Raw genomic sequence first — 19,748 nt, 5'->3', positions numbered from 1 at the left:
TGGCGTCCTCCGTCACATGCGGCCCGCGCGGCGGGCGTCCTCGATCGATGGGTAGACGGGCCGGAAGCCCAGGTCCCGGCGGGCGGCGGTGGTGTCCACGACGCAGCCCAGCGGACCGCCCTCCTCCGCGTCGCCGGCTCCGGCGCCGCGCGCGGTGAACTCCTCGGCCAGCGGGCGCAGCAACGCCGCCGGGGCCGGCTCGTCGTCGGCCAGGTTGTACGTGTGCCCGGCCGCGGCCGGGCTGCGCAGCGCGGCGAAGATGCCGGCCCGCACGTCGGCGTGGTGCACCAGGTGCAGCCGCTCGTCGTCCGGCCGGTGCGCGGCCCAGCTCAGCGCGTCGGCGAGATGCGGGTCGCCCTCGCCGTAGGTGAACGCGACACGCAGCACGCACACCTCCAGCTCCCCGCCGGTGAACTGGCGCAGCGCCGCCTCCGCGCCGAGCTTCGCGGCCGGGAACGACGACTCCGGCGACTCCAGCAGCGGGCCGTCCTCGCGTACCGGCCGGTCGCCGGCGGGCGCGTAGACGAGGTAGCTGCTCATCTGCACGAACCGGCGCACCCCGGCGTCGAGCGCGGCGCGGGCCAGTGCCGCGGTCGCGGTCCGGTTCACCTCCTCGGCGCCCGGCCCGTCCAGGCCGACGAACGCGGACGCGATGTGCACCACCGCGTCGACCCCCTCGACCGCGCTGCGGCACACCGCCGGGTCGCGCAGGTCGCCGGTGACGAGCCGGCCGCCGCCCGGCCCCGGGCCGGGGCCCCACACCAGCAGGCGCGCCTTGCCGCCGAGCCGCTTGAGGTGGGGCAGCAGCCGGGCACCGACCCGGCCGGTCGCGCCGGTGAGCAGGATCCGGCCGAGCGGCGCCGGCTCGGCGTCGACGGTCTCCACTGGTACGCGCATGGCTGTCGCCTCTCTGCGAGGTGGCCGCGCGAACAGGTACGGGCGTACGCGGCCGGGATCCGTCCTATGCGGCCGCGCGCAGCGGCCGGCGCTCCTCGGCCAGCCGCTCCAGCAGCTCGATGCCCCGTTCCACGCCGGGCATCCCGGCCATCTCCGCCTGGAGCCGGGCGGCGTTGCGCCGGTAGAGGTCGTCGTCCAGGGTGGCGCGCACCGCGTCGCGGATGCGTTCCGGCGTGGCCGCGGCCTCGTCGAGGCGGATCGCCACCCCGGCCGCGCTGAGCCGGTGGGCGTGGTACGGCTGGTCGACGGCGACCGGGACGACCACCATCGGCAGGCCGTGCCGCAGCGCGCCGACTGTGGTCAGGTAACCGGCGTGGTGCAGCACCACGGCGGTGCGGCGCAGCACCTCGTCCTGCGGGATGTACGTGGCCAGCCGCACGTTCGGCGCGTCGATGCCGGTGGCGGCGAGGTCGACGCCGGAGCCGAGCGTCATGACCACGTCGACGTCCTCGTCGCGCAGGCCCCGCGCGGCGGCGCGGAACAGGTGCGGCGTCTGGTTGAACGCGGTGCCCATGGTCATGTAGATCAGCGGCCGTGTGGCCGGGGCGGTGAGCCAGTCCGGCACCGGGCCGTCCACCTGGTACAGCGGCGGCATGATCGGGTGCACCACCTCGTCCTCGGCCCGTCCGCCGAACCACAGCAGCGGGTCGTCGGACAGCGGCTGCATGCTCGGCAGGTACGCGTCGAGGTAGAGGTACGGGTAGAGCCGCGCCATGCCCGGGTCGGCGGGCAGCCCGAGGCGGGTGCGGGCCTGGCTCCAGCCCGCGCCCATCGTCTGCGCCGTGACCGCCCGGGGCAGGCGCGGGAGCTGGCCGAGCGCCGCGTAGGGCACGCCCACCGCGTCGGCGGCGAGCGGCCCGGCCCACTCCAGCGACTCGTGCAGCAGCACGTCGGCGCGGGTGTCCCGGAGCACCTCGACGACGCCGGGGATGAGCGCGGCGGTGGCCAGGGCCATCAGCCGCAGCCGCCGGCGCTCGTCGTCGAACGCCGACGTCCTCGGCCCGTCGGCCAGCCACGCCGGGCCGACCTCCACCACGTCCAGCCCGGCCCGGGTCACCCAGGGGCCGAGACCCCGTCCGGTGACCACCGTGACGTCGTGCCCGGCGGTGCGGGCGGCGAGCGCGAGCGGGGCGATCGCATGGAAGTGCCCGACCGCGGGCTGGCAGGTCACCACGACTTTCATGAGGGCCATCCACCTCCGGATAATGGGTGACGGAGCCCTGGCCCCCGGTATTCTCGCCCAGCCGATCCGCAGGCACCACAGTCGACGGAGGCCACCGATGACCACCTCCTCCCCGCCCGGAATCGCGGCGGACTTCCTCGCCACCGTCACCGGCGCCGCGTACGCCGACGACCCGTACCCGTTCCTGCGCCGGCTGCGCGACGAGGCGCCGGCGGTACGCACCAACGCGGGCATCTGGCTGGTGTCCCGGTACGACGACGTCCGCGCCGGGCTGCGCGACCCGCGACTGAGCTGCGACCTGGGCCGGCTCACCGCGTACGACGAGTACTTCCGTACCCGGGGCATCGACACCCGGTTCCCGCTGCCGCTCAACGCGCTCGACGCGCCGGACCATCCGCGCATCCGCTCGGCGATGAGTCACGAGTTCGTGCCGCAGGCGGTGGACGCCATGCGCCCGGCGATCGACGCGGCCGTCGCCGAGGTGGTGGGCGCGCTGCCGGACCGGGGCGAGATCGACCTCGTCGCCGACGTCGCGTACCCGGTGCCGATCGCGGTGATCGGACGCCTGTTCGGGCTGCCCCGGGCGGACTGGCCGCTGCTGGAGCGGTGGTCCCGCGCGTTCGGCGCCGCCTCCGACCCGGACGCGCTGCTCAGCGACGCGCAGCGGGACGCGGCGGCCGAGGCGACGCGGGAGGCGGGCGACTACTTCGGCCGGCTGCTGACCCGCCGCCGGCGCGAGCCGACCGGCGACCTGATGAGCAGGTGGCTGGCCGCGCAGCGCGCCGAGCGGACGATGACGCTCGCCGAGCTGCTGGTGAACGGCGTCTTCCTGCTCATCGTCGGGCACCACAACACGGTGAGCCTGATCGGCAACGGGATGCTGGCGCTGCTGCGGCACCCGGAGCAGCTCGACCGGCTCAGCGCCGACCCGGCGCTGACGACGGGCGCGGTGGACGAGCTGCTGCGCTACGACAGCCCGGTGCAGACCGCGACCCGGGTCACCACCGGGGAGCACCGGGTCGGCGACGTCACGATCCCGGCCGGGCAGCCGGTGATGCTGCTCGTCGGCTCCGCCAACCGGGACGAGCGGGCTTTCCCCGACCCGGACCGGCTCGACGTGGAGCGGCCCGGCGCGAACCGCAACCTCGGCCTCGGACGGGGCGCGCACGCCTGCGTGGGCGGCTACCTGGCGCGGATGGAGACGGCCGCGACGCTCACCGCGCTGCTGCGCGCCCGGCCGGGGCTGGCGCTCGCCGGTGCGCCGCGCCGGGCGGTGCCGAGCTTCAGCCTGCGGGCGCTGACCGCGCTGCCGCTGCGCGTCGACCGGGCGCCTCACTCCTCCCGGTAGCCGCGCGACGCGACCTCGGCGACCAGGTCCGGCAGTACGGCCAGGGACGGGCAGCGCGCCTGGTCGCCGGTCTCGGCCAGCTCCGCCACGGCACCGGCGACGGCCGCCACGACAGTGGTCACCAGGTCGTCGCCGACGTCCCGGAACGCCAGGTCGTTGGTGCCGAACCGCAGACCGCTGGTCTGCCCGACCGGTCGCGGGTCGTCCGGCACCGGATTGCGGTTGGCGAGCACACCGTGCGCCTCCAGCACGTCGCAGACGTACCGGCCGGACACCGGGGCGTGCCGCAGGTCGACGAGCACCATGTGGGTGTCGGTGCCGCCGGTGAGCACCGGTACGCCCCGGCCGGCGAGGGCGTCGGCGAGCTGCCCGGCGTAGCGCACCACCCGGCCCATCGCGGCGGCGAACGCCGGCCGGGCCGCGTGGCGCAGCGCGACCGCCTTGCCGGCGATGGCACCGAAGTCGGGCGTGCCCTGGAAGCCGGGGAACACCGCCCGGTCCAGGTCGGCGGCGCGGATCCGGGACCGGGCGCCGAGCAGGGCCAGCCCGCCCCGGGGGCCGCGCAACTGCTTGTACGTGGACGTGGTCACCACGTCGCAGTGGTCGAACGGCGACGGGTGCAACCCGGTGGCGACCAGGCCGCTCACGTGGCTGACGTCGGCCATCAGCAGCGCGCCGGTCTCGTCGGCGGCGCGGCGGAACGCGGCGAAGTCGACCGCCCGGGGGCAGGCCGAGCCGCCGCAGATGAGCAGCCGGGGCCGGATCTCGCGGACCAGCGCGGCCACCTCGTCGGTGTCCACCAGTCCGTCCGGGCCGACCCGGTAGTGCCGGGCCCGCACCCGGCGGGAGACGCTCGCCGCGCCGGAGACGTGCGACAGGTGCCCGCCGTGGCTCAGTTCCAGCGACAGCACTGTGTCGTCCGGCCCGAGCAGCCCGTAGAGCACGGCCAGGTTCGCCGCCGAGCCGGACGCCGGCTGCACGTTCGCGTGCGCGGCGCCGAACAGCAGTTCGGCGCGGGCCCGGGCGAGCCGTTCCACCGCGTCGACGGTCTCGGCGCCGGAGTGGTAGCGCTGACCCGGGTACCCCTCGGCGGTGACGGCGCCGAAGCCCAGCGCACCGGCGGCCAGCACGGCCGGCAGCGTCGGGCTGGCCGCGGCGACCAGGTTGAGCTGCCGGCACCGCCGCTCCCGCTGCCGGTGGGCGAGTGCCACGAGCGCCGGGTCGGCGGCGGCCAGCCGGGCGAACCCCTCGCCCCCGGCGGCGGCGACGGCGGACAGCGCCGCGATCCGGTCGGTCGTGCCGGTGTCCGGCGCGCCGGTGAGCGCCTCGCTGGTCACGGCGTCGACGGCCAGGCCGCGGCGGCCGGCAACGACCACGCGGTACGCAGCACCTCGGCGATCAGCGCGCCCCGCTGCGGCACCAGGTAGAAGTGGTCGCCGGGGAACAGCCGGGCGGTGAACGTCCCGGTGGTCACCGACCGCCAGCCGTCCAGGGCGGCCGGGTCGACCTCCGGGTCGCGGTCGCCGGAGCAGGCCAGCACCGGGCAGGCCAGCAACGGCAGCGGCGCCGGCCGGTAGGTCTCGCTGAGCCGGTAGTCGGCCCGCAGCACCGGCAGCAGCAGCGCCCGCAACTCGTCGCTGTCGAGCACCTCCTGCCGGGTGCCGCCGGAGCGGGCCACGTCCTGCCACAGCTCGTCGCCGCTCATCAGGTGCACCGAGCGGCCCGGGTCCACCGGCGCCTGCCGGCCGGACACGACGAGCAGCACCGGCGACGGCAGGCGGCGGGCGGTCTCGAACGCGACAGCCGCGCCGAGGCTGTGCCCGAACAGGACGGTGGGCGCCGGGTCGAGACCGGCGAGCGCGTGCGACACCTCGGCGGCGAGGCGGCACAGGTCGGTCGCGGGCGGTTCGGCGATGCGCTCCTCCCGGCCCGGGTACTGCACGGCCAGCAGTTCCACCCCGCCGGGCAGGTGCCCCGCCCACTGCCGGAAGCCGCTCGCCCCGCCACCGGCGTGCGGGAAGCAGACGAGCCGCGTGGCCGGCGCGGCGGGCGCGGCGTACCGCTGGAGGCAGCGGGTCAGCGGGGTCATGCCGCCTCCGGTCCCGCGGACAGGTGCCGAGCGGACAGCACCGTGGGGGTGTCCCGCCGGACCAGGTGCATCGGCCCGAGCAGATCGAGCACGTCCTGGGTGAGCCGGCCGAGCGTGAGATGGTACTGGCCTCTGGTCATCGGATCCTCGCCGTCGGTCACCGCGTCCCACAATCCCGTCAGGGCGGTCTGGACCGCCGCGGGCCACTGTCGTGTGAAGACCTCCGCGAACGTCGGCGCGGTCGCCGGACCGACCGGCTCCGCGACGCCGTAGCTCAGGTGCGCGTCGGCCAGTTCGTCGAACCCGGCCAGCCCGTCCGTCGGCGGCAGGTGCGGCCGGGGGCACCACAGCACCGGCCCGTTGCTGCTGACCAGCGTCAGCGTTCCGCCCTCGGCGCCGACGGTGATCCGGTGCCACAGGTGGGCGTGGTTGTCCGGCTCGCGCGGGTCGAGGTGGTGCTGCACCCGCAGCGTGGCCGGCACGCCGCCGAGCACACCGGCGAGGCTGTGGAACGGCGCCTCGGCCGGCGGTACGCCGGGCGGCGTGACCGGCGGGGCGAACGTCCACGGACGCAGCCGGGGCAGCGCCTCGCCGAGCACGTCGAACAGGGTGTAGAGCACCTGCACGCTGGTGGCCGCGTCGACGAACAGCAGGTCCTGCCGGGCCGCGAGGTCGCGTACCGCGGCGATGAAGCGGCGTACCGCGGCCACGTGGACGTGGTGGCTGTTGAGCCGGTACCGCACCCCGGAGGCGCGGGCCTGGCGCAGGCACTCCGCCAGTTCCCCCGGGTGCACCGGGTGCTCCTGGAGGACGTGCACGCCCCGGCGCATCAGCTCGACCGCGAGCCGGGCGCCGGGCCCGCCGGTGGGCGCGGAACCGACCACCACGCAGGCCACGTCCACGTCGCCGGGCAGGTCCGCCACCCGGGTCCACAGCGGCACGCCGTAGCGCTCGGCGCAGGCCCGGGACCGCTCGCTGCCCCGGGCGAGCACGCCGGCCAGCTCGAACGGGAACGCCGGGTCGGCGACGCCGGCCAGGTAGACCCGGCCGAACCCGGTGCCGGCGACGACCACCCGGGGCCCTGTCACAACGCGCCCTCCTCGACCGCTGACGCCGCCTCGGCGGCGGGCACGTCGAACGTCTCGAACGCGGTGAGCGCGCCGGTGCGTAGCAGCGCCTCGACCAGCCGCTCCGGGTGCAGGCCCTCGGCCGCGAAGTGCGTCCCCGGCTTCACCAGCCCGTCCAGCACCTGCCGCGCGGCCAGCGCCAGGACCGTGCCGGTGAGCGCGGACGTGTCGGTCGAGCGGGCCAGCACGGTCCGGGTGACCGGGTCGCCCGCGGCGTCCGCGCCGGACAGTTCCAGCAGCATCAACTGGTACGGCCGGCGCGAGAACATGTCCAGGTCGGCGGCGCGGGCCAGTTCGGCGGCGGCCCGGGTGAGGTCGCTCTGCCCGGCCATCGCCCCCTGGAGGCGGCCCAGTGTGGCCATCATCGCGGCGCCGCCGTCGAAGACGGAGTTCCAGCGGACCTCGTCCAGGCCGAGTCCGGCACCGAGCCGGCGCGCCTCGTAGCCGAGGTACGGGTGCACGCCGACCGGGTTGGGGAAGAACGGCACCAGCGCGTCCACCTGTGGTTCGGCGGCGCGGGCGACCGGCCGGCCGCCGATCCACACGGCGCGCGACTCCCGCTCGCGGTCGTGCAGGCTGAGCAGGTAGTCGACCGCGCCGGCCGGGGTGAGCCGGTCCATCACGCCGAGGTGGGCGACCAGGCGCCGGGGCCGGGTCACGCCCCGCGCCGCCAGCCAGCGGGGCAGCAGCCCGCTGAGTCCCGGCATCATCCCGGCGGTGACGAGCGCGATCCGGCCCTGCGCGGCGAGGTCGCGCCCGGCGAGGCGGTCGTACAACGGCTCGTCCCCGCCGGCGTCCACGTAGTCCGCGCCGGCGGCCAGAGCGGCCACCGCCACCCGGTCGAGCACCTGGTGCGACGCGCCGCCCGCGCAGACCACGAGCCGGCAGCCGGCGCAGAAGCGGGCCAGCGAGTCCCTGTCGTACACGTCGACAGCGACCGCCTCCCCGGCGCCGCCGAGCCGGTCGCGGACCAGCGCCGCGGCCCGGTCGGGGTTCCGGCCGCCGACGCGCAGCGGGCCGACGCCGTCGCGGTGCAGCCGGGCGACCGCGGCGCTGCCCACCGCGCCGTACCCGCCGACCACGGCGACCGGGCCGGCGGTCACCGCGACCACCGCACGTCGACCGCGCCGAGGCACTGGTCGCGCCAGCGGGCCGGGATCGCCTCCGCCGCCGCCGGCCAGAGCCCACTGTCGAACGCGAGCACGAGCGTGACGTCCCCGGCGTACGGCTCGGCGCGGTGCCGGGCCGCCGCGTCGAGGCTGTGCCGGAACATCTCGTACCGCCGCTCGGTCTCGGCCCCGGTCAGCCCGGCCCGCGTGGCGATGGCGGCGAGCCGCTCGCCGGCCGGGCGTTCGGTCTGCCGCAGCAGCACGTCGGTCACGCCGGGGGCCTCCTGCCCGGCCGGCGGATAGGTGAGCCGGCCCGGCGGCAGCACGCCGCCACCGGCCGCCTCGACGGCACGTGCCAGGTCCGCCTCGGCGGGCAGCCCGACGTCCGGCGGCGCCACGCCGAGGGCCCTGGCGAAGGCGTACTCGACGAGCAGGTCGTCGCGCAGGTCCGGGGTGAACGGCTCGGTGACGACGGCGACCAGCCGGCTGATCTCGCCGCCCTGCTCCAGCCGGCGCCGGGCCACCTCGACCGCGAGCAGGGCGCCGAAGTTCCGCCCGGCCAGCGCGAGCGGCGCGGTCCCGGCCAGCACGTCGGCGCAGGCGGAGGCGTGCCAGTCGACGAGCACCGCCGGGTCCAGGCCGAGGTACGTCTGCGGCGCGGCCACCACCAGGCCGGACCCGGCGGCGGCGAGGTCACCGGCGACCGGAGGGAGCCCGCCGGTGCCGTCGTGCACGAGCACGTCCGGCCCCGGACCGTCGAGGCCGACCAGTGTCACCGGCCCGTCCGGCCCGGTCTCGTCCCCGGACCGGGATTCGGTGGCGGAACCGGCGCCGAGACCGGCCGCGAGTTCGGCGAGCGTGCACCCCTCCAGCAGGTCGCGCAGCATCTGGTCGAAGAAGGCGTCGGCGGCCGCCGGCACCGACTCGCGGATCCGGGCGACGAGCTGCGCCGCCAGCAGCGAGTCGCCGCCGAGCTGGAAGATGGTGTGGTCGCGGCCGACGGTGGGCACGCCCAGCACCTCCGCCCACGCCTTCGCCAGCGCGATCTCGACCTCGCCGGACGGCTCCGCCGACACCGGCGCGGCTCCGCCCAGCTCCGGTGCCCGCAGCAGCGCCGGCAGGGCGGCCCGGTCGACCTTGCCGTTGCCGGTCAGCGGCAGCGCGTCGACCACCCCGATCGTGCCCGGCACCATGTAGCCGGGCAGCCGCTCGCCCAGGTGCGCGGTGATCTCGGCCGGGGTGACCGGCACCCGGTCGGCCTTGAACCGCACCGCGAACACGTGCATGCCGATCCGGTCCAGCGCCTCGTCCTCGTCGGACAGGCACACCACAGTGGAGGCACCGGCCTCGGTGAGCAGCGCCTGCCACTGCGGCCGGGAGATGAACGTCTCGTCCTGTCCGGCCCGTACGTCCTCGAAGTCGCCGGCGGTGGCGTCGAACAGGAACTCCATCGAGGTGAGGATCTGGTAGTTGTCCCGGGTCGTCTCGATGAAGACCAGCCAGCCGCCGGGGCGCAGCATCTCCCTGAACCGTGCCAGCGCCCGGCCGGCGTGGCGGGCGTAGTGCAGCACGTTGGCGCAGAGGATCACGTCGAACGCGTTGGACTCCAGGCCCTGCGCCCGGTAGTCGGCGTTCAGGTCGTAGATGCCGTAGCCGACCCAGGGGTATGCGGCGAAGCGTTCCTGCGCGGCGTTGAGGAAGAAGGTGGAGACGTCGGTGAACAGGTAGCGCACCGGGTGCGCGGCGAGCGCCGGGATCAGGTCGATGCTGGTGCCGCCCACCCCGGCACCCACCTCCAGCACCTGCATCGGCCGCCCGGCCGGGAAGTCGGCGGCGAGCGTGCACATCGCCTCCACGACCAGCCGGTTGACCGTGTCGCTGAGGAAGTTGCCCTGGTAGGCCGACTCCTGGATGTCCAGCCGCCCCTCGGGGAACAGCAACTGGATCGGGTCGGCGTCGTCGCGCAGCAGCTCGGGGAGCCGGGTGGTGGCCGCGCGGAAGTACTCGACGAGTTCGGGCCGGTGCCCGCCACCGGGCAGCAGTTCGTCGACCCGCGCCCAGGCCGCCGCCACGTCGTCGGCGGTCACCGCCGGTACGCCGGTGAGCCGGTCGCCGTCGCGGCGCATCATGCCGCCCGCGATCAGGCCCTTCACCCAGCGCCGGACCAGGCGGTGGTGCTTCGGGGCGACGCGGGCGGCGTCGAGCACCTCCGGCAGCGTGTGTGCCGACCCGGCGGTACGGAACAGGCCGGCGCCGCGCAACGTGGTCACCATCGCCAGCAGCGCGGTGCGGTCCAGTTCGCGGGCGAACGCGACTGCCGCGTCGGCGTCCATCTCCCGGCGTACCTCGGCGAGCCGGCGCCGGGCGCCGTCGAGGAGCCGGGCGGTGTCGCGGACGGCGGCCTCCCGGTCCGGCTCCCGGTGTGCGGTCTCGACCACGGCGGCGAGGCGCCGGTCCAGCGGCGGCTCCCCCTCCACGAACGCGACGGCGGCACCGACCGCCGGGTGCGACTGCATCGCCGCCTCGACCTCGGCCAGTTCGATCCGGTGGCCGCGGATCTTGACCTGGTCGTCCTCCCGGCCGAGGAACTCGATGACGCCGTCGGGCCGGTAGCGGCCGAGGTCGCCGGTGCGGTACCGGCGCTCGCCGCCGGGCTCGTGCACGCTGAACCGGCGGGCGGTCTGCTCCGGGTCGCCGAGGTAGCCGGCCGCGACGCCCACGCCGCCGATGTACAGCTCCCCCACCGTCCAGTCCGGGCAGTCACGTCCGGCCTCGTCGAGCACGTGGAACGTCTGGTTGGTCAGCGGCGTGCCGTACGGGATGCTGCGCCAGTGCGGCGGGACCGCCTCGATCGGGTGGTGGATCGACCAGATCGACGCCTCCGTCGCGCCACCGAGACTGACCAGCCGCAGCCCGGGCAGCCGACCGCGGATCTGGTCCGGCAGGGTGACCGGGATCCAGTCGCCGCTGAGCAGTGCCAGCCGCAGCGACGGCAGGTCGACGCCGGCCTCCACGGTCAGGTAGTCGGCGAGCATCTGCATCTGCGCCGGGACGGAGTTCCACAGCGTGACGCTGTGCAGCAGCATCGTGTCGACCCAGTGCGACGGGTCGGCGCGCCGGTCGTGGTCGGGCAGCACCAGCGCGCCGCCGACGGCCAGCGGGCCGAACAGGTCGTACACGGACAGGTCGAAGGCGAGGCTGGCCAGGGCCAGCACCCGGTCGTCCGGCCCGACGCCGAAGCGGGCGTTGACGTCCTCGACGGTGTTTACCGCGCCCCGGTGGTCGATCATCACGCCCTTGGGCGTGCCGGTCGAGCCGGAGGTGTAGATGACGTAGGCCAGGTCCGCCGGGCCGGCGGCGGGCGTCAGTAGCCGCTCGTCGGGGTCGACCGGGTCCAGCCGCTCGACCAGGATCGGGGCGTCGAGCCCGTCGGCGGTGGCTGCGGTGGCCAGCACGTGCCGCGCCCCGGCACCGGACAGCAGCGCGTCGCGGCGCGCCCGGGGGCTGCGGGTGTCGATCGGCAGGTAGACGCCGCCGGCCAGCAGCGCGCCGAGCGCCGCGACCGGCTGCTCCCAGCCGGTGTGCATGACGATGGCGACGATGTCGCCGGGCGCGCAGCCGCGCTCGCGCAGCGCCGCCGCCACCGCGCCGGCCCGGCCGAGCAGTTCGCCGTACGTGAGCGTGCGCTCCCCGGACAGCACCGCCGGGCGGTCCGGGGTGCGCCGGCACTGCTCGACCACGCCGCTGTGCAGCAGCCGCCCGGACAGCGGGGCCGCGGTGTCGTTGACCTCGGCGCGGCGGCGGCGCTGCCGTTCCGGCAGGTCCACAGGGGACGGCTGCGACCAGGGCGGCGCGTCGCCGGCCAGCCGCCGTACCAGGTCGCCGAACGCGGCGAACATGTCCTCCGCGACACCGTCCGGGAACACCCCCTGCCGGACGTCCCAGTGCAGTTCGAGGCCGTCGCCGCGTTCCAGCGCCTGGCAGTCGATCCACACCTGCGGGGTCTGGCTGATGCCGTAGCCGGTCTCCCCCGCCTCCGGCCCGGGCGCTGTGGTGTCGCCGAGACCGAGCGCGCTGGTGAACACGACGGGCATGAGCGCGGCGTCGGCGCCCCGGCGGCGGGCCAGCTCCCGCAGCACGGTGACGCCGCCGACCAGCCGGTGGTCGAGGTCCTGCCAGAGCCGGCGTTGCAGGGCGCCACCGCGTTCGGCGAGCGTGGTCCCCTCGGCGCCGTCGACCTCCAGCAGCACGGCGGAGGTGAAGTCGCCGACCAGCCGATCCACCTGCGGGTGCAACGGCAGCCGGTTGAGCATCGTCAGGTTCAGCACGAACCGTCGCCGCCGGCTCCACCTGCCGATCACCTCGGCGTACGCGGTGAGGACCGCCGCGGTCGGGCTGAGCCCGTGCGCGGCGGCGGCCTCGCGCAGCGCGGCGTACCCGGCGCCGTCGAGACGCAGCTGGTGGCGCCGGAACCGGACCGGGTCGCCGGCGGACTGGTCACCGAGGACCGGAAGGTCCGGCGCGGCCGGCAGGCTGTCGATCCGGTCGAACCAGTACGCCTGGTCCCGCTCGTAGCGGCGGGTGCCGCGCAGCCGCCGTTCGGCGGCCAGGTAGTCACGGAACGTGACGTCGAGCGGCGGCCGGACCAGGTCCGGATCGGTGTAGTGCTCCTGGAACTCGGTGAGCAGCAGCTGGATGCTGACGAAGTCGGCGATCAGGAAGTCGATCGAGACGTGCAGCAGCGCGCCGTCGTCGGCGCGGGTCACCGCCAGGTCGAACAGCGGCCACTCGTGCGGTTCGTAGACCCGGTGGTCCATGTCGGCCCGCACGGCCGCGACGTGCGCCTCGACCTCCTCGGCGGGACGCCCGCGCAGGTCGGTGGCGGCGACCCGGACCGGCGGTACCTCGGCCAGGACGCGCTGCGAGCCGTTCGCGTCGATCACCGCCCGCAGCATGTCGTGCCGGTCCACCAGCGCCTGCCAGGCGTCGCGTACCCGCTCCGGGTCCAGGTCGCGCAGCCGCACCTCGCCGTAGGCGTGACAGCCGACCCCGCCGTACGCGAACACGGTGCGCCGGCCCATCAGGTACGCGGCCTGGATGTCGGTGAGCGGGAACGGCTCGTGGCGGGCCTCCGGTTCGGGCTCGATGCGTCCCGACTCGGCCTCGGCGAGGTACGCGAGCAGCTCGGGTTTGGCGGCGAGCAGCCGGGCCCGCCGTTCCTCGGTCAGCACGCCCTGGGGCGCGCGGAAACGCAGCCGGGCGTCCTCGGCCCACAGCCGGACGCCGGCGGCTTCCAGCTCGGCCAGGATCGCGGCGGCGTCGGCACGCAGCGCTGCGGTCACAGCACACCCTCCTCGACGGCGAGTTCCACGGTGGACTGGGCGGCGACGAGGGCGGCCTGCTCGGCGACCGTCGGCGCGGTGAGCAGTTGACGCAGCGACAGCTCGACCCCGAACCGGGCCCGGGACGCGGCCACCAGCCGGGTGGCGAGCAGGCTGTTGCCGCCGAGCGCGAAGAAGCTCTCCCGGCGGCCGGTGACGGGCTGGCCGAGCAGGTCGGTCCAGAGCTGCGCCACCGCCTCCTCGACCGGGTCGCTGATCCGTTCCCCGCCGGTGTGGTCGGGCCGGTCGACGATCGCCTCGACGCGTGCCCGGTCGACCTTGCCGTTGGCGGTCAGCGGCAGCTCGGCGAGGTGTTCGACGCGGGCCGGCACCATGTGCTCGGGCAGCCGGCGGGCCAGGTGCGCGCGCAGGTCGCCGGGATCGACGCCGCCGGGTGCGACCACCGCCGCGAGCAGCCGGCGCTGCCGTCCCCCGGGAGCCACGGCCACCGCCCGGGTCACCGCCGGGTGGCTCTCCAGGGCCGCCTCGACCTCGCCCAGTTCGACCCGATGGCCGCGGATCTTCACCTGGTGGTCGGCGCGGCCGAGGAACTCCAGCGTTCCGTCCGGCCAGTAGCGGCCCAGGTCGCCGGTGCGATACCAGCGGCCGCCGTCGTGGCGGACGAAACGCTGGGCGGTGCGGCGTTCGTCGCCGTGGTAGCCGAGCGCGACGCCCGCCCCGCCGATCCACAGCTCACCCGGCACCCAGTCGGGGCGGTCCGCGCCGGCCGGGTCGGCGACCCGGTAGCGCTGGCCGCGCAGCGGGAAGCCGTACGGGACCGACGTCCACTCCGGGGGCACCTCGGTCACCTCGAACGCGTTCGACCAGATGGCCGCCTCGGTGGCGCCGCCGAGGGCGATCAGCCGGCAGCCGGAGGTCACCGCGTCGAGGCGCCGCCGCAGGTCCAGCCCGACCCAGTCGCCGGAGACCAGGGCCAGACGCAGCGGCAGCGGCGGCCGGTCGCCCGACATGGTGAGCAGCATGTCCAGCAGCGCCGGGGCCGAGTTCCAGACCGTGACCCGGTGGGTGTCGGCCAGGCGCAGCCAGGCGGCCGGGTCGGCGCGCTCGTCCTCGGCGGTGAGCACCACGGTCCCGCCGGCCGCGAGGGCGCCGAACAGGTCGTAGACGGACAGGTCGAAGTCGAGGGCGCTGACCGCCAGCACCCGGTCGCCGGGGCCGACGCCGAAGCGCGTGCTGATGTCGTCGACAGTGTTCCAGGCGGCGCCGTGCGCGGTCACCACACCCTTGGGCTCGCCGGTGGAGCCGGAGGTGAAGATGACGTACGCGGGCTGGTCGGGCGTGACGGTGACCGGTTCGGCGAGCTCGGCGGCGGCCAGCGCCCGCGCCATCGGCAGTGCGGTCACGCCGTCGGGCACCGCCGACGCGGTGAGCGCGACCCGGATCCCGGCGCCCCGATGGATCCGCTCCCGGCGCAGCTCGGGCTGGTCGGCGGCGACCGGGACGTACGCGGCACCGGCGTGCAGGACGCCGAGCACCGCGGCGACCTGGTCCGGTCCCCGGGGCAGCGACACGGCCACGTTGTCGCCGGGCCGCACGCCGGTGGCGACGAGCGCACCGGCGACGCGGCGGGCCCGCCGGGCGAGTTCGCCGTAGCTCAGCGACTCACCGTCGCCCCAGGCCAGTGCGGTACGGCCGGGGTCGTCGCGGGCGACGGCGGCGAACCCGGCGTGCAGCAGCCGGTCGGTGACCGGTGCGCCGGTGTCGTTGACCCGGGCCCGCACCTGCGCCTGCCCGGCCGGCAGCGGCACCGGCGCGGGCCGGTCCCAGCCGGCGGTGGCGAGGTGGCGCAGCAACCCGCGGTACGCGTCGAACATCGCGTCGAGCACGCCCGGCGCGAACAGCTCCTCGACCGCGTCCCAGTTGAACAGCAGCCCGCCCTCGTGCTCGGTGACCTGGTGGTCGAGCCACACCTGCGGGGTCTGGGACAGGCCGGTGACGTACCGGCCGAACGGTGTGGTCAGGCCGAACGGGCGATCGGTGGCGGCGCTGACGCCGATGGTGCTGGTGAACACCACAGGCATGGCGACCTCCGCCGAGCCGGTGTGCCGGGCCAGTTCCTGCAGGACCGCGATGCCGGAGAAGGAGCTGTGCTCGATGTCGGCCCAGACGCGGCCCTGGAGCCGGCGGACGGCGGCGGCGAAGCTCTCCCCCGGTTCGGGCGTGTTCGCGACCAGCAGCAGCGAGGTGAAGTCACCGACGATGCGGGAGATGTCGGGGTGGGTGGCGAGCCGGTCGAACAGCGTGAGGTTCAGCGTGAAGTCCGGCGTGGCGCTCCACCTCCCGAGGACGGCCGCGAACGCGGCGGCGACCACGGTGGACGGGGTCACGCCGTGCTCGGCGGCCCGCGCGACCAGGCGCGACCACGCCTGGTCGTTCAGGCGTCCCTCCCGCCGGGTGAAGCGGGGACGGTCGATCTGGCGGGGATCGCGGGCCAGCGGGAGCCGCGGGCCGGGCGGCAGGTGCGGCAGCCGTTCGACCCAGTAGCGCCGGGCGGCCTCGCGGCGCTGCGGATCGGGGTCCCCGGCCACCACGCAGTCCCGGAAGGTGATCCCCAGTTCGGGCAGTGCGGCCGCCGGGTCGGCGTACAGCTCGGCCAGATCGGCCAGCACGATCATGATGCTGAGCGCGTCGAGGACCAGGAAGTCGAGGCTGAGGCCGATGCGGGTGCGATCCGCCGAGCGGACCGCGCGGACCGCGAACATCGGCCAGGCGGCCGGGTCGTGCACCAGGTGGGCGAGGTCGTCGCGCATCCGCTCGACCGCGACCGGGTACGCGTCACCGCCGGCGTCGGTGACCGTGATCCGGTAGCGCGGCACCTCGGGCAGCACCCGCTGCCGGGCGTCGTCGTCGAAGACGGCGCGCAGCATGTCGTGCCGGGCGACGACCCGGTTGAACGCCTCCTCGAACCGCTCCAGGTCGACCTGCTCGCCCTCGAACTCCCAGTACCAGTGCGAGCCGACGCCGCCGAGGGTGAACTCGGGACGCCGGCCCAGCCAGTAGGCGCGCTGGACCTCGGTGGCGTCGAACGGGTCGTACCGTCGCTCGGGGTGGGCCTCGACCGGCACGGCAGTGGCGGGCGCGGCCGGGGCGACCGGCGCGGACGCCTCGCCGAGCCGGTCCACGAACGCCCGGAGCGTCGGCGCGGCGAACAGCGTGGACAGGCGCGCGCCCGGGAATCCGGCCGCCCGCACGGCGGTGACCAGGCGGGTGGCGAGCAGGCTGTTGCCGCCGAGGGCGAAGAAGCTGTCGTCGGGGCCGACGGCAGGCCGGCCGAGCAGGTCGGCCCAGACGGCCGCGACGGCGAGTTCGGCCGGGCCGGTCAGCCGGCCCGCCGCCTCGGGTGCGGGCCGGGCGTCGTCGCTGAACCGGGCGGCGAGCGCGGTCCGGTCGATCTTCGCGTTCGCGGTGAGCGGCAGCGCGTCCAGCACGCCGACGCGGTACGGCACCATGTACGGCGGCAGCCGCTCCCCGGCGTACGCCCGCAGCGTCTGCGCGTCGACCGGCCCGCCGGCCGCCGGGGTCACCGCGGCGACCAGCCGCGGCCCGGCCTCGCCGGGTACGGTCAGCGCGACCGCGCGGGCCACGCCCGGGTGCTCGCGCAGCGCCGCCTCCACGTCGCCGAGGTCGAGCCGGTGTCCCAGGATCTTCACCTGGCCGTCGAGGCGGCCGAGGAACTCCAGGCGCCCGTCGGGGTGGAAGCGGGCCAGGTCACCGGTGCGGTACCAGCGCTGCCCGTCCCGCTCGACGAACCGCGCGGCGGTGCGTTCCGGGTCGCCCCGGTAGCCCGGCCCGACGCCGACGCCGCCGAGCCACAGCTCGCCGGGCACGAGGTCGGGCCGGTCCCGGCCGAGCCCGTCGGCCACGCGGGTGAGCTGGTTACGCAGCGGTGCGCCGTACGGCACCGACCGCCAGTGCGCCGGCACCTCGGTCACCTCGTGCCAGGTGGAGTGGATGCCGACCTCGGTGGCGCCGCCGAGCGCGACCAGGCGGGCGCCGGGCGCCCGCGCGGTGAGCCGGTCGTACAGGTCGAGCCCCACCCAGTCGCCGCCGACGAGGGCCAGCCGCAACGGCAGGTCACCGGCCTGCTCCGCCGCCTCGCCCTCGGCCGCCACGAGCAGCATGTCCAGCAGCGCCGGTACCGACGTCCACACCGTGACGCGGTGGCGGCGGACCAGGTCGAGCCAGTGCTCGGCGTCGCGGCGGGCGGTGTCGTCGACGCAGACCAGCGCGCCGCCGGCGGTGAGGAACGCGAAGATGTCGTACACCGACCAGTCGTGGTCCAGCGCGGACAGCGCGAGCCCCCGGTCGTCCGGGCCGATGCCCCACCTGTCGCCGATGTCCTCGATGGTGTTCATCGCCGCCCGGTGCGTCATCTCCACGCACTTCGGGCCGCCCGTCGAGCCGGACGTGTGGATGACGTACGCCAGGTCGTCGGGCCCGGCCGGCCGGAGTTCGGCGAGCGGTGGCGCGTCGGTCGCCTCCTCGACGGCGAGCACCGGCAGTCCGTGGCTCCAGATCGGCTGGTCCCGGGTGGCCGTGTCGGTGAGCACGATCCGCACCCCGGCGGCCCGGTGGATCGCGACGCGGCGCACCGGTGGCAGGTCGACGCCGACCGGGGCGAAGACGCCGCCGGCGCACAGCACGCCGAGCACCGCCTCGATCTGCGCCGGTCCCTTCGGCAGGGTCACCGCGACGGTGTCGCCCGGATCCAGTCCGGCGGCGACGAGCCGGCCGGCGATCCGCCGGGCCCGCTCGGCGAGTTCGCCGTAGCGCACGACGGCCCCGGCGGCGAGCAGCGCGATCCGGTCCGGCTCGGCGGCGGCGTGCGCCAGGAACCCCTCGGTGAGGGTGGTCCGCCGCTGCGGGCCGGCGGTGTCGTTCAGCGCCGCCCGGCGGCGGGCGGCCGCCTGCGGCAGCAGGCTCGGCACCGGCTCGGTCCAGGCCCCCGCGTCGGTGACGATCCGGTCGAGCAGCCACAGATACGCGGCGAACATGTCGTCGAGCACGTCGGCGGGGATCAGGCCGTCGACGGCGTCCCAGTTGAGCAGCAGCCCGCCGTCGTCCTCGGTGACCTGGTGGTCCAGCCAGACCTGCGGGGCCTGGGAGATGTTCCAGCCGGCGTCGCCGAAGCAGTCGCGTACCTTGCGGCTGAACAGCTCGCCGAGGCCGAGCGCGCTGGTGAACACCACCGGCGCGAGCGCCTGCGCGCCGCGTTCGGCGGAGAGCGCACGCAGCACCTCCAGGCCGGAGAAGTCGCTGTGCAGGGCGTCGGCGCGGACGCGGTCCTGCAGCCGGCGGCAGGCGTCGAGGAACGTGCCCTCCCCGGTGTGCACGGCCACGATCAGCAGGTTGGTGAAGTCGCCGACCAGGTGCGCCACGTCCGGGTGCAGCGGATCCCGGTCGAACAGCGGCACGTTGAGCAGGAAGTCGGGCTCGGCGCTCCACGCGGACAGCACCTCGGTGAAGGCGGCGGCGAACACCATCGACGACGTGACGCCGTGCGTCCGGGCCCGCGCGTCGAGGCGTTCGCGCCAGGCCGCGTCGAGGCGGTGGAAGCGCCGGACCACGCGGTGGACCGCCAGGCGCTCGGGCGCGGTCGCCAGCGGCACCTGCGGCGCGGCCGGCATCTCCGGCAGGCGTTCGCGCCAGTACGCGACGGCCGCCTCCCGTCCCCGGGCCGGTGCGGCGCGGCGCTCGGCGAGGTACCGGCGGTAGCTGTAGCGGATCGGCGGCAGCGCGGCGTCCGGGTCGGCGTACAGCTCGGCCAGGTCGTTGAGGATGATCCGGAAGCTCAGCGCGTCCGCGACGATCATGTCGATGTTGAGGTGCAGCCGGCTGGCGCCGCCGGGCAGGACCGAGACGGCCAGGTCGAAGACCTCGCCCCGGGCGATGTCGAAGCGCCGGTGCGAGAGGCGGTCGCGGATCTCCGCCAGCCGCGCGGTGACCGCCGGTCCGTCGAGGTCGCGCAGGTCGTGGACGGTGGCGCCGGACCACGGCGAGGAGTCGGCGACCCGCTGCCGGCCGTCGTCGAGGATCGTCACGCGCAGCATGTCGTGGCGGGCGATGAGCGCCCGGGTGGCCGCGTCGAGCCGGGCGGTGTCGATCGCGGCGCCGTCGAACTCGGCGTAGAAGTGGGTGGCCACGCCGCCCAGCACGAGCTGTTCGTGCCGGCCGACCCAGTAGGCGTACTGCATCGGGGCGAGGTCGAACGGCTCTCCGGGGGCGTCCGCCGGGGCACCGGACGCGGCGGGAGCGGCGGTGGCGGGAGCGGGCGCCTGTCGTGCGGTGAGCAGGTCCATCCAGCCCGCGAGCGTCGGCCGTTCCATGAGTTCGGCGTACTTGACGTCCACTCCGGCCGCCCGCCACCGGCTGGCCAGCCGCATCACCTTCAGCGAGTCGAGGCCGCAGGCGATGAGGTCGCCGTCCGAGGCGTCGAGCGCGTCGGTGTCGCCGACCGCGGCGCCGATGTCGGCGCGGACGCGGTCGAGCGTCAGCTCGTGCTGCGTATCCATTTGTCCCCAATCCCACCGGTG

At 75.9% G+C, this 19,748-nt stretch carries 9 protein-coding genes; 1 reads left to right on the top strand and 8 read right to left on the bottom strand.

The annotated features are described in order from the left end of the window. Positions 1-12: 12 nt before the first annotated feature. On the bottom strand, positions 13-897 hold the full coding sequence (locus tag O7611_RS11105) for an NAD-dependent epimerase/dehydratase family protein (protein ID WP_269696754.1): 885 nt from the start codon (positions 895-897) through the stop codon (positions 13-15). A 64-nt stretch (positions 898-961) separates the two neighbouring features. Further along, positions 962-2,140, bottom strand: a complete 1,179-nt coding sequence (locus O7611_RS11100; protein ID WP_269696753.1) for a glycosyltransferase — start codon at positions 2,138-2,140, stop codon at positions 962-964. Positions 2,141-2,237: 97 nt separating this feature from the next. Here O7611_RS11100 and O7611_RS11095 point away from each other — a divergent pair, with 97 nt between their 5' ends. After that, on the top strand, positions 2,238-3,488 hold the full coding sequence (locus O7611_RS11095) for a cytochrome P450 (RefSeq protein ID WP_194800049.1): 1,251 nt from the start codon (positions 2,238-2,240) through the stop codon (positions 3,486-3,488). Here the strand turns inward: O7611_RS11095 and glyA are convergent. Genes glyA through O7611_RS11065 form a run of 6 tightly spaced genes read right to left on the bottom strand, consistent with a single transcriptional unit; the run spans position 3,473 to position 19,727 of the window. Then, complete coding sequence (gene glyA, locus O7611_RS11090) at positions 3,473-4,864, bottom strand: serine hydroxymethyltransferase (RefSeq protein ID WP_194800048.1); 1,392 nt, start codon at positions 4,862-4,864, stop codon at positions 3,473-3,475. The two genes, O7611_RS11095 and glyA, sit on opposite strands and share 16 nt — an antisense overlap. Further along, complete coding sequence (locus tag O7611_RS11085) at positions 4,822-5,577, bottom strand: thioesterase II family protein (RefSeq protein ID WP_194800047.1); 756 nt, start codon at positions 5,575-5,577, stop codon at positions 4,822-4,824. Before O7611_RS11085 ends, glyA begins: the two co-directional genes overlap by 43 nt. Next, positions 5,574-6,665, bottom strand: coding sequence for a Gfo/Idh/MocA family oxidoreductase (locus O7611_RS11080; RefSeq protein ID WP_269696752.1), 1,092 nt, complete (start codon positions 6,663-6,665; stop codon positions 5,574-5,576). The genes O7611_RS11085 and O7611_RS11080 overlap by 4 nt, the downstream gene beginning before the upstream one ends. Then, on the bottom strand, positions 6,662-7,807 hold the full coding sequence (locus O7611_RS11075) for a saccharopine dehydrogenase NADP-binding domain-containing protein (protein ID WP_194800045.1): 1,146 nt from the start codon (positions 7,805-7,807) through the stop codon (positions 6,662-6,664). The genes O7611_RS11080 and O7611_RS11075 overlap by 4 nt, the downstream gene beginning before the upstream one ends. Continuing rightward, the gene (locus tag O7611_RS11070; protein ID WP_269696751.1) at positions 7,804-13,155 is read right to left on the bottom strand and encodes a non-ribosomal peptide synthetase; all 5,352 of its coding nucleotides are present in this window, start codon (positions 13,153-13,155) and stop codon (positions 7,804-7,806) included. Before O7611_RS11070 ends, O7611_RS11075 begins: the two co-directional genes overlap by 4 nt. Then, entirely contained in the window at positions 13,152-19,727 is a 6,576-nt protein-coding gene (locus O7611_RS11065) for a non-ribosomal peptide synthetase (protein WP_269696750.1), read from the bottom strand. Before O7611_RS11065 ends, O7611_RS11070 begins: the two co-directional genes overlap by 4 nt. Positions 19,728-19,748 lie beyond the last annotated feature (21 nt).

The organism is Micromonospora sp. WMMC273, from assembly GCF_027460285.1.
GTDB lineage: Bacteria > Actinomycetota > Actinomycetes > Mycobacteriales > Micromonosporaceae > Micromonospora > Micromonospora aurantiaca.
Note: the sequence above shows the minus strand (reverse complement) of the source record. Positions and strands in the feature narration are given on the sequence as shown.

Excerpts from the sequence above, each read along its gene's own strand:
- O7611_RS11105 (WP_269696754.1), bottom strand. The coding sequence starts at position 897 with ATGCGCGTACCAGTGGAGACCGTCGACGCCGAGCCGGCGCCGCTCGGC.
- O7611_RS11100 (WP_269696753.1), bottom strand. The coding sequence starts at position 2,140 with ATGAAAGTCGTGGTGACCTGCCAGCCCGCGGTCGGGCACTTCCATGCG.
- O7611_RS11095 (WP_194800049.1), top strand. The coding sequence starts at position 2,238 with ATGACCACCTCCTCCCCGCCCGGAATCGCGGCGGACTTCCTCGCCACC.
- O7611_RS11085 (WP_194800047.1), bottom strand. The coding sequence starts at position 5,577 with ATGACCCCGCTGACCCGCTGCCTCCAGCGGTACGCCGCGCCCGCCGCG.
- O7611_RS11065 (WP_269696750.1), bottom strand. The coding sequence starts at position 19,727 with ATGGATACGCAGCACGAGCTGACGCTCGACCGCGTCCGCGCCGACATC.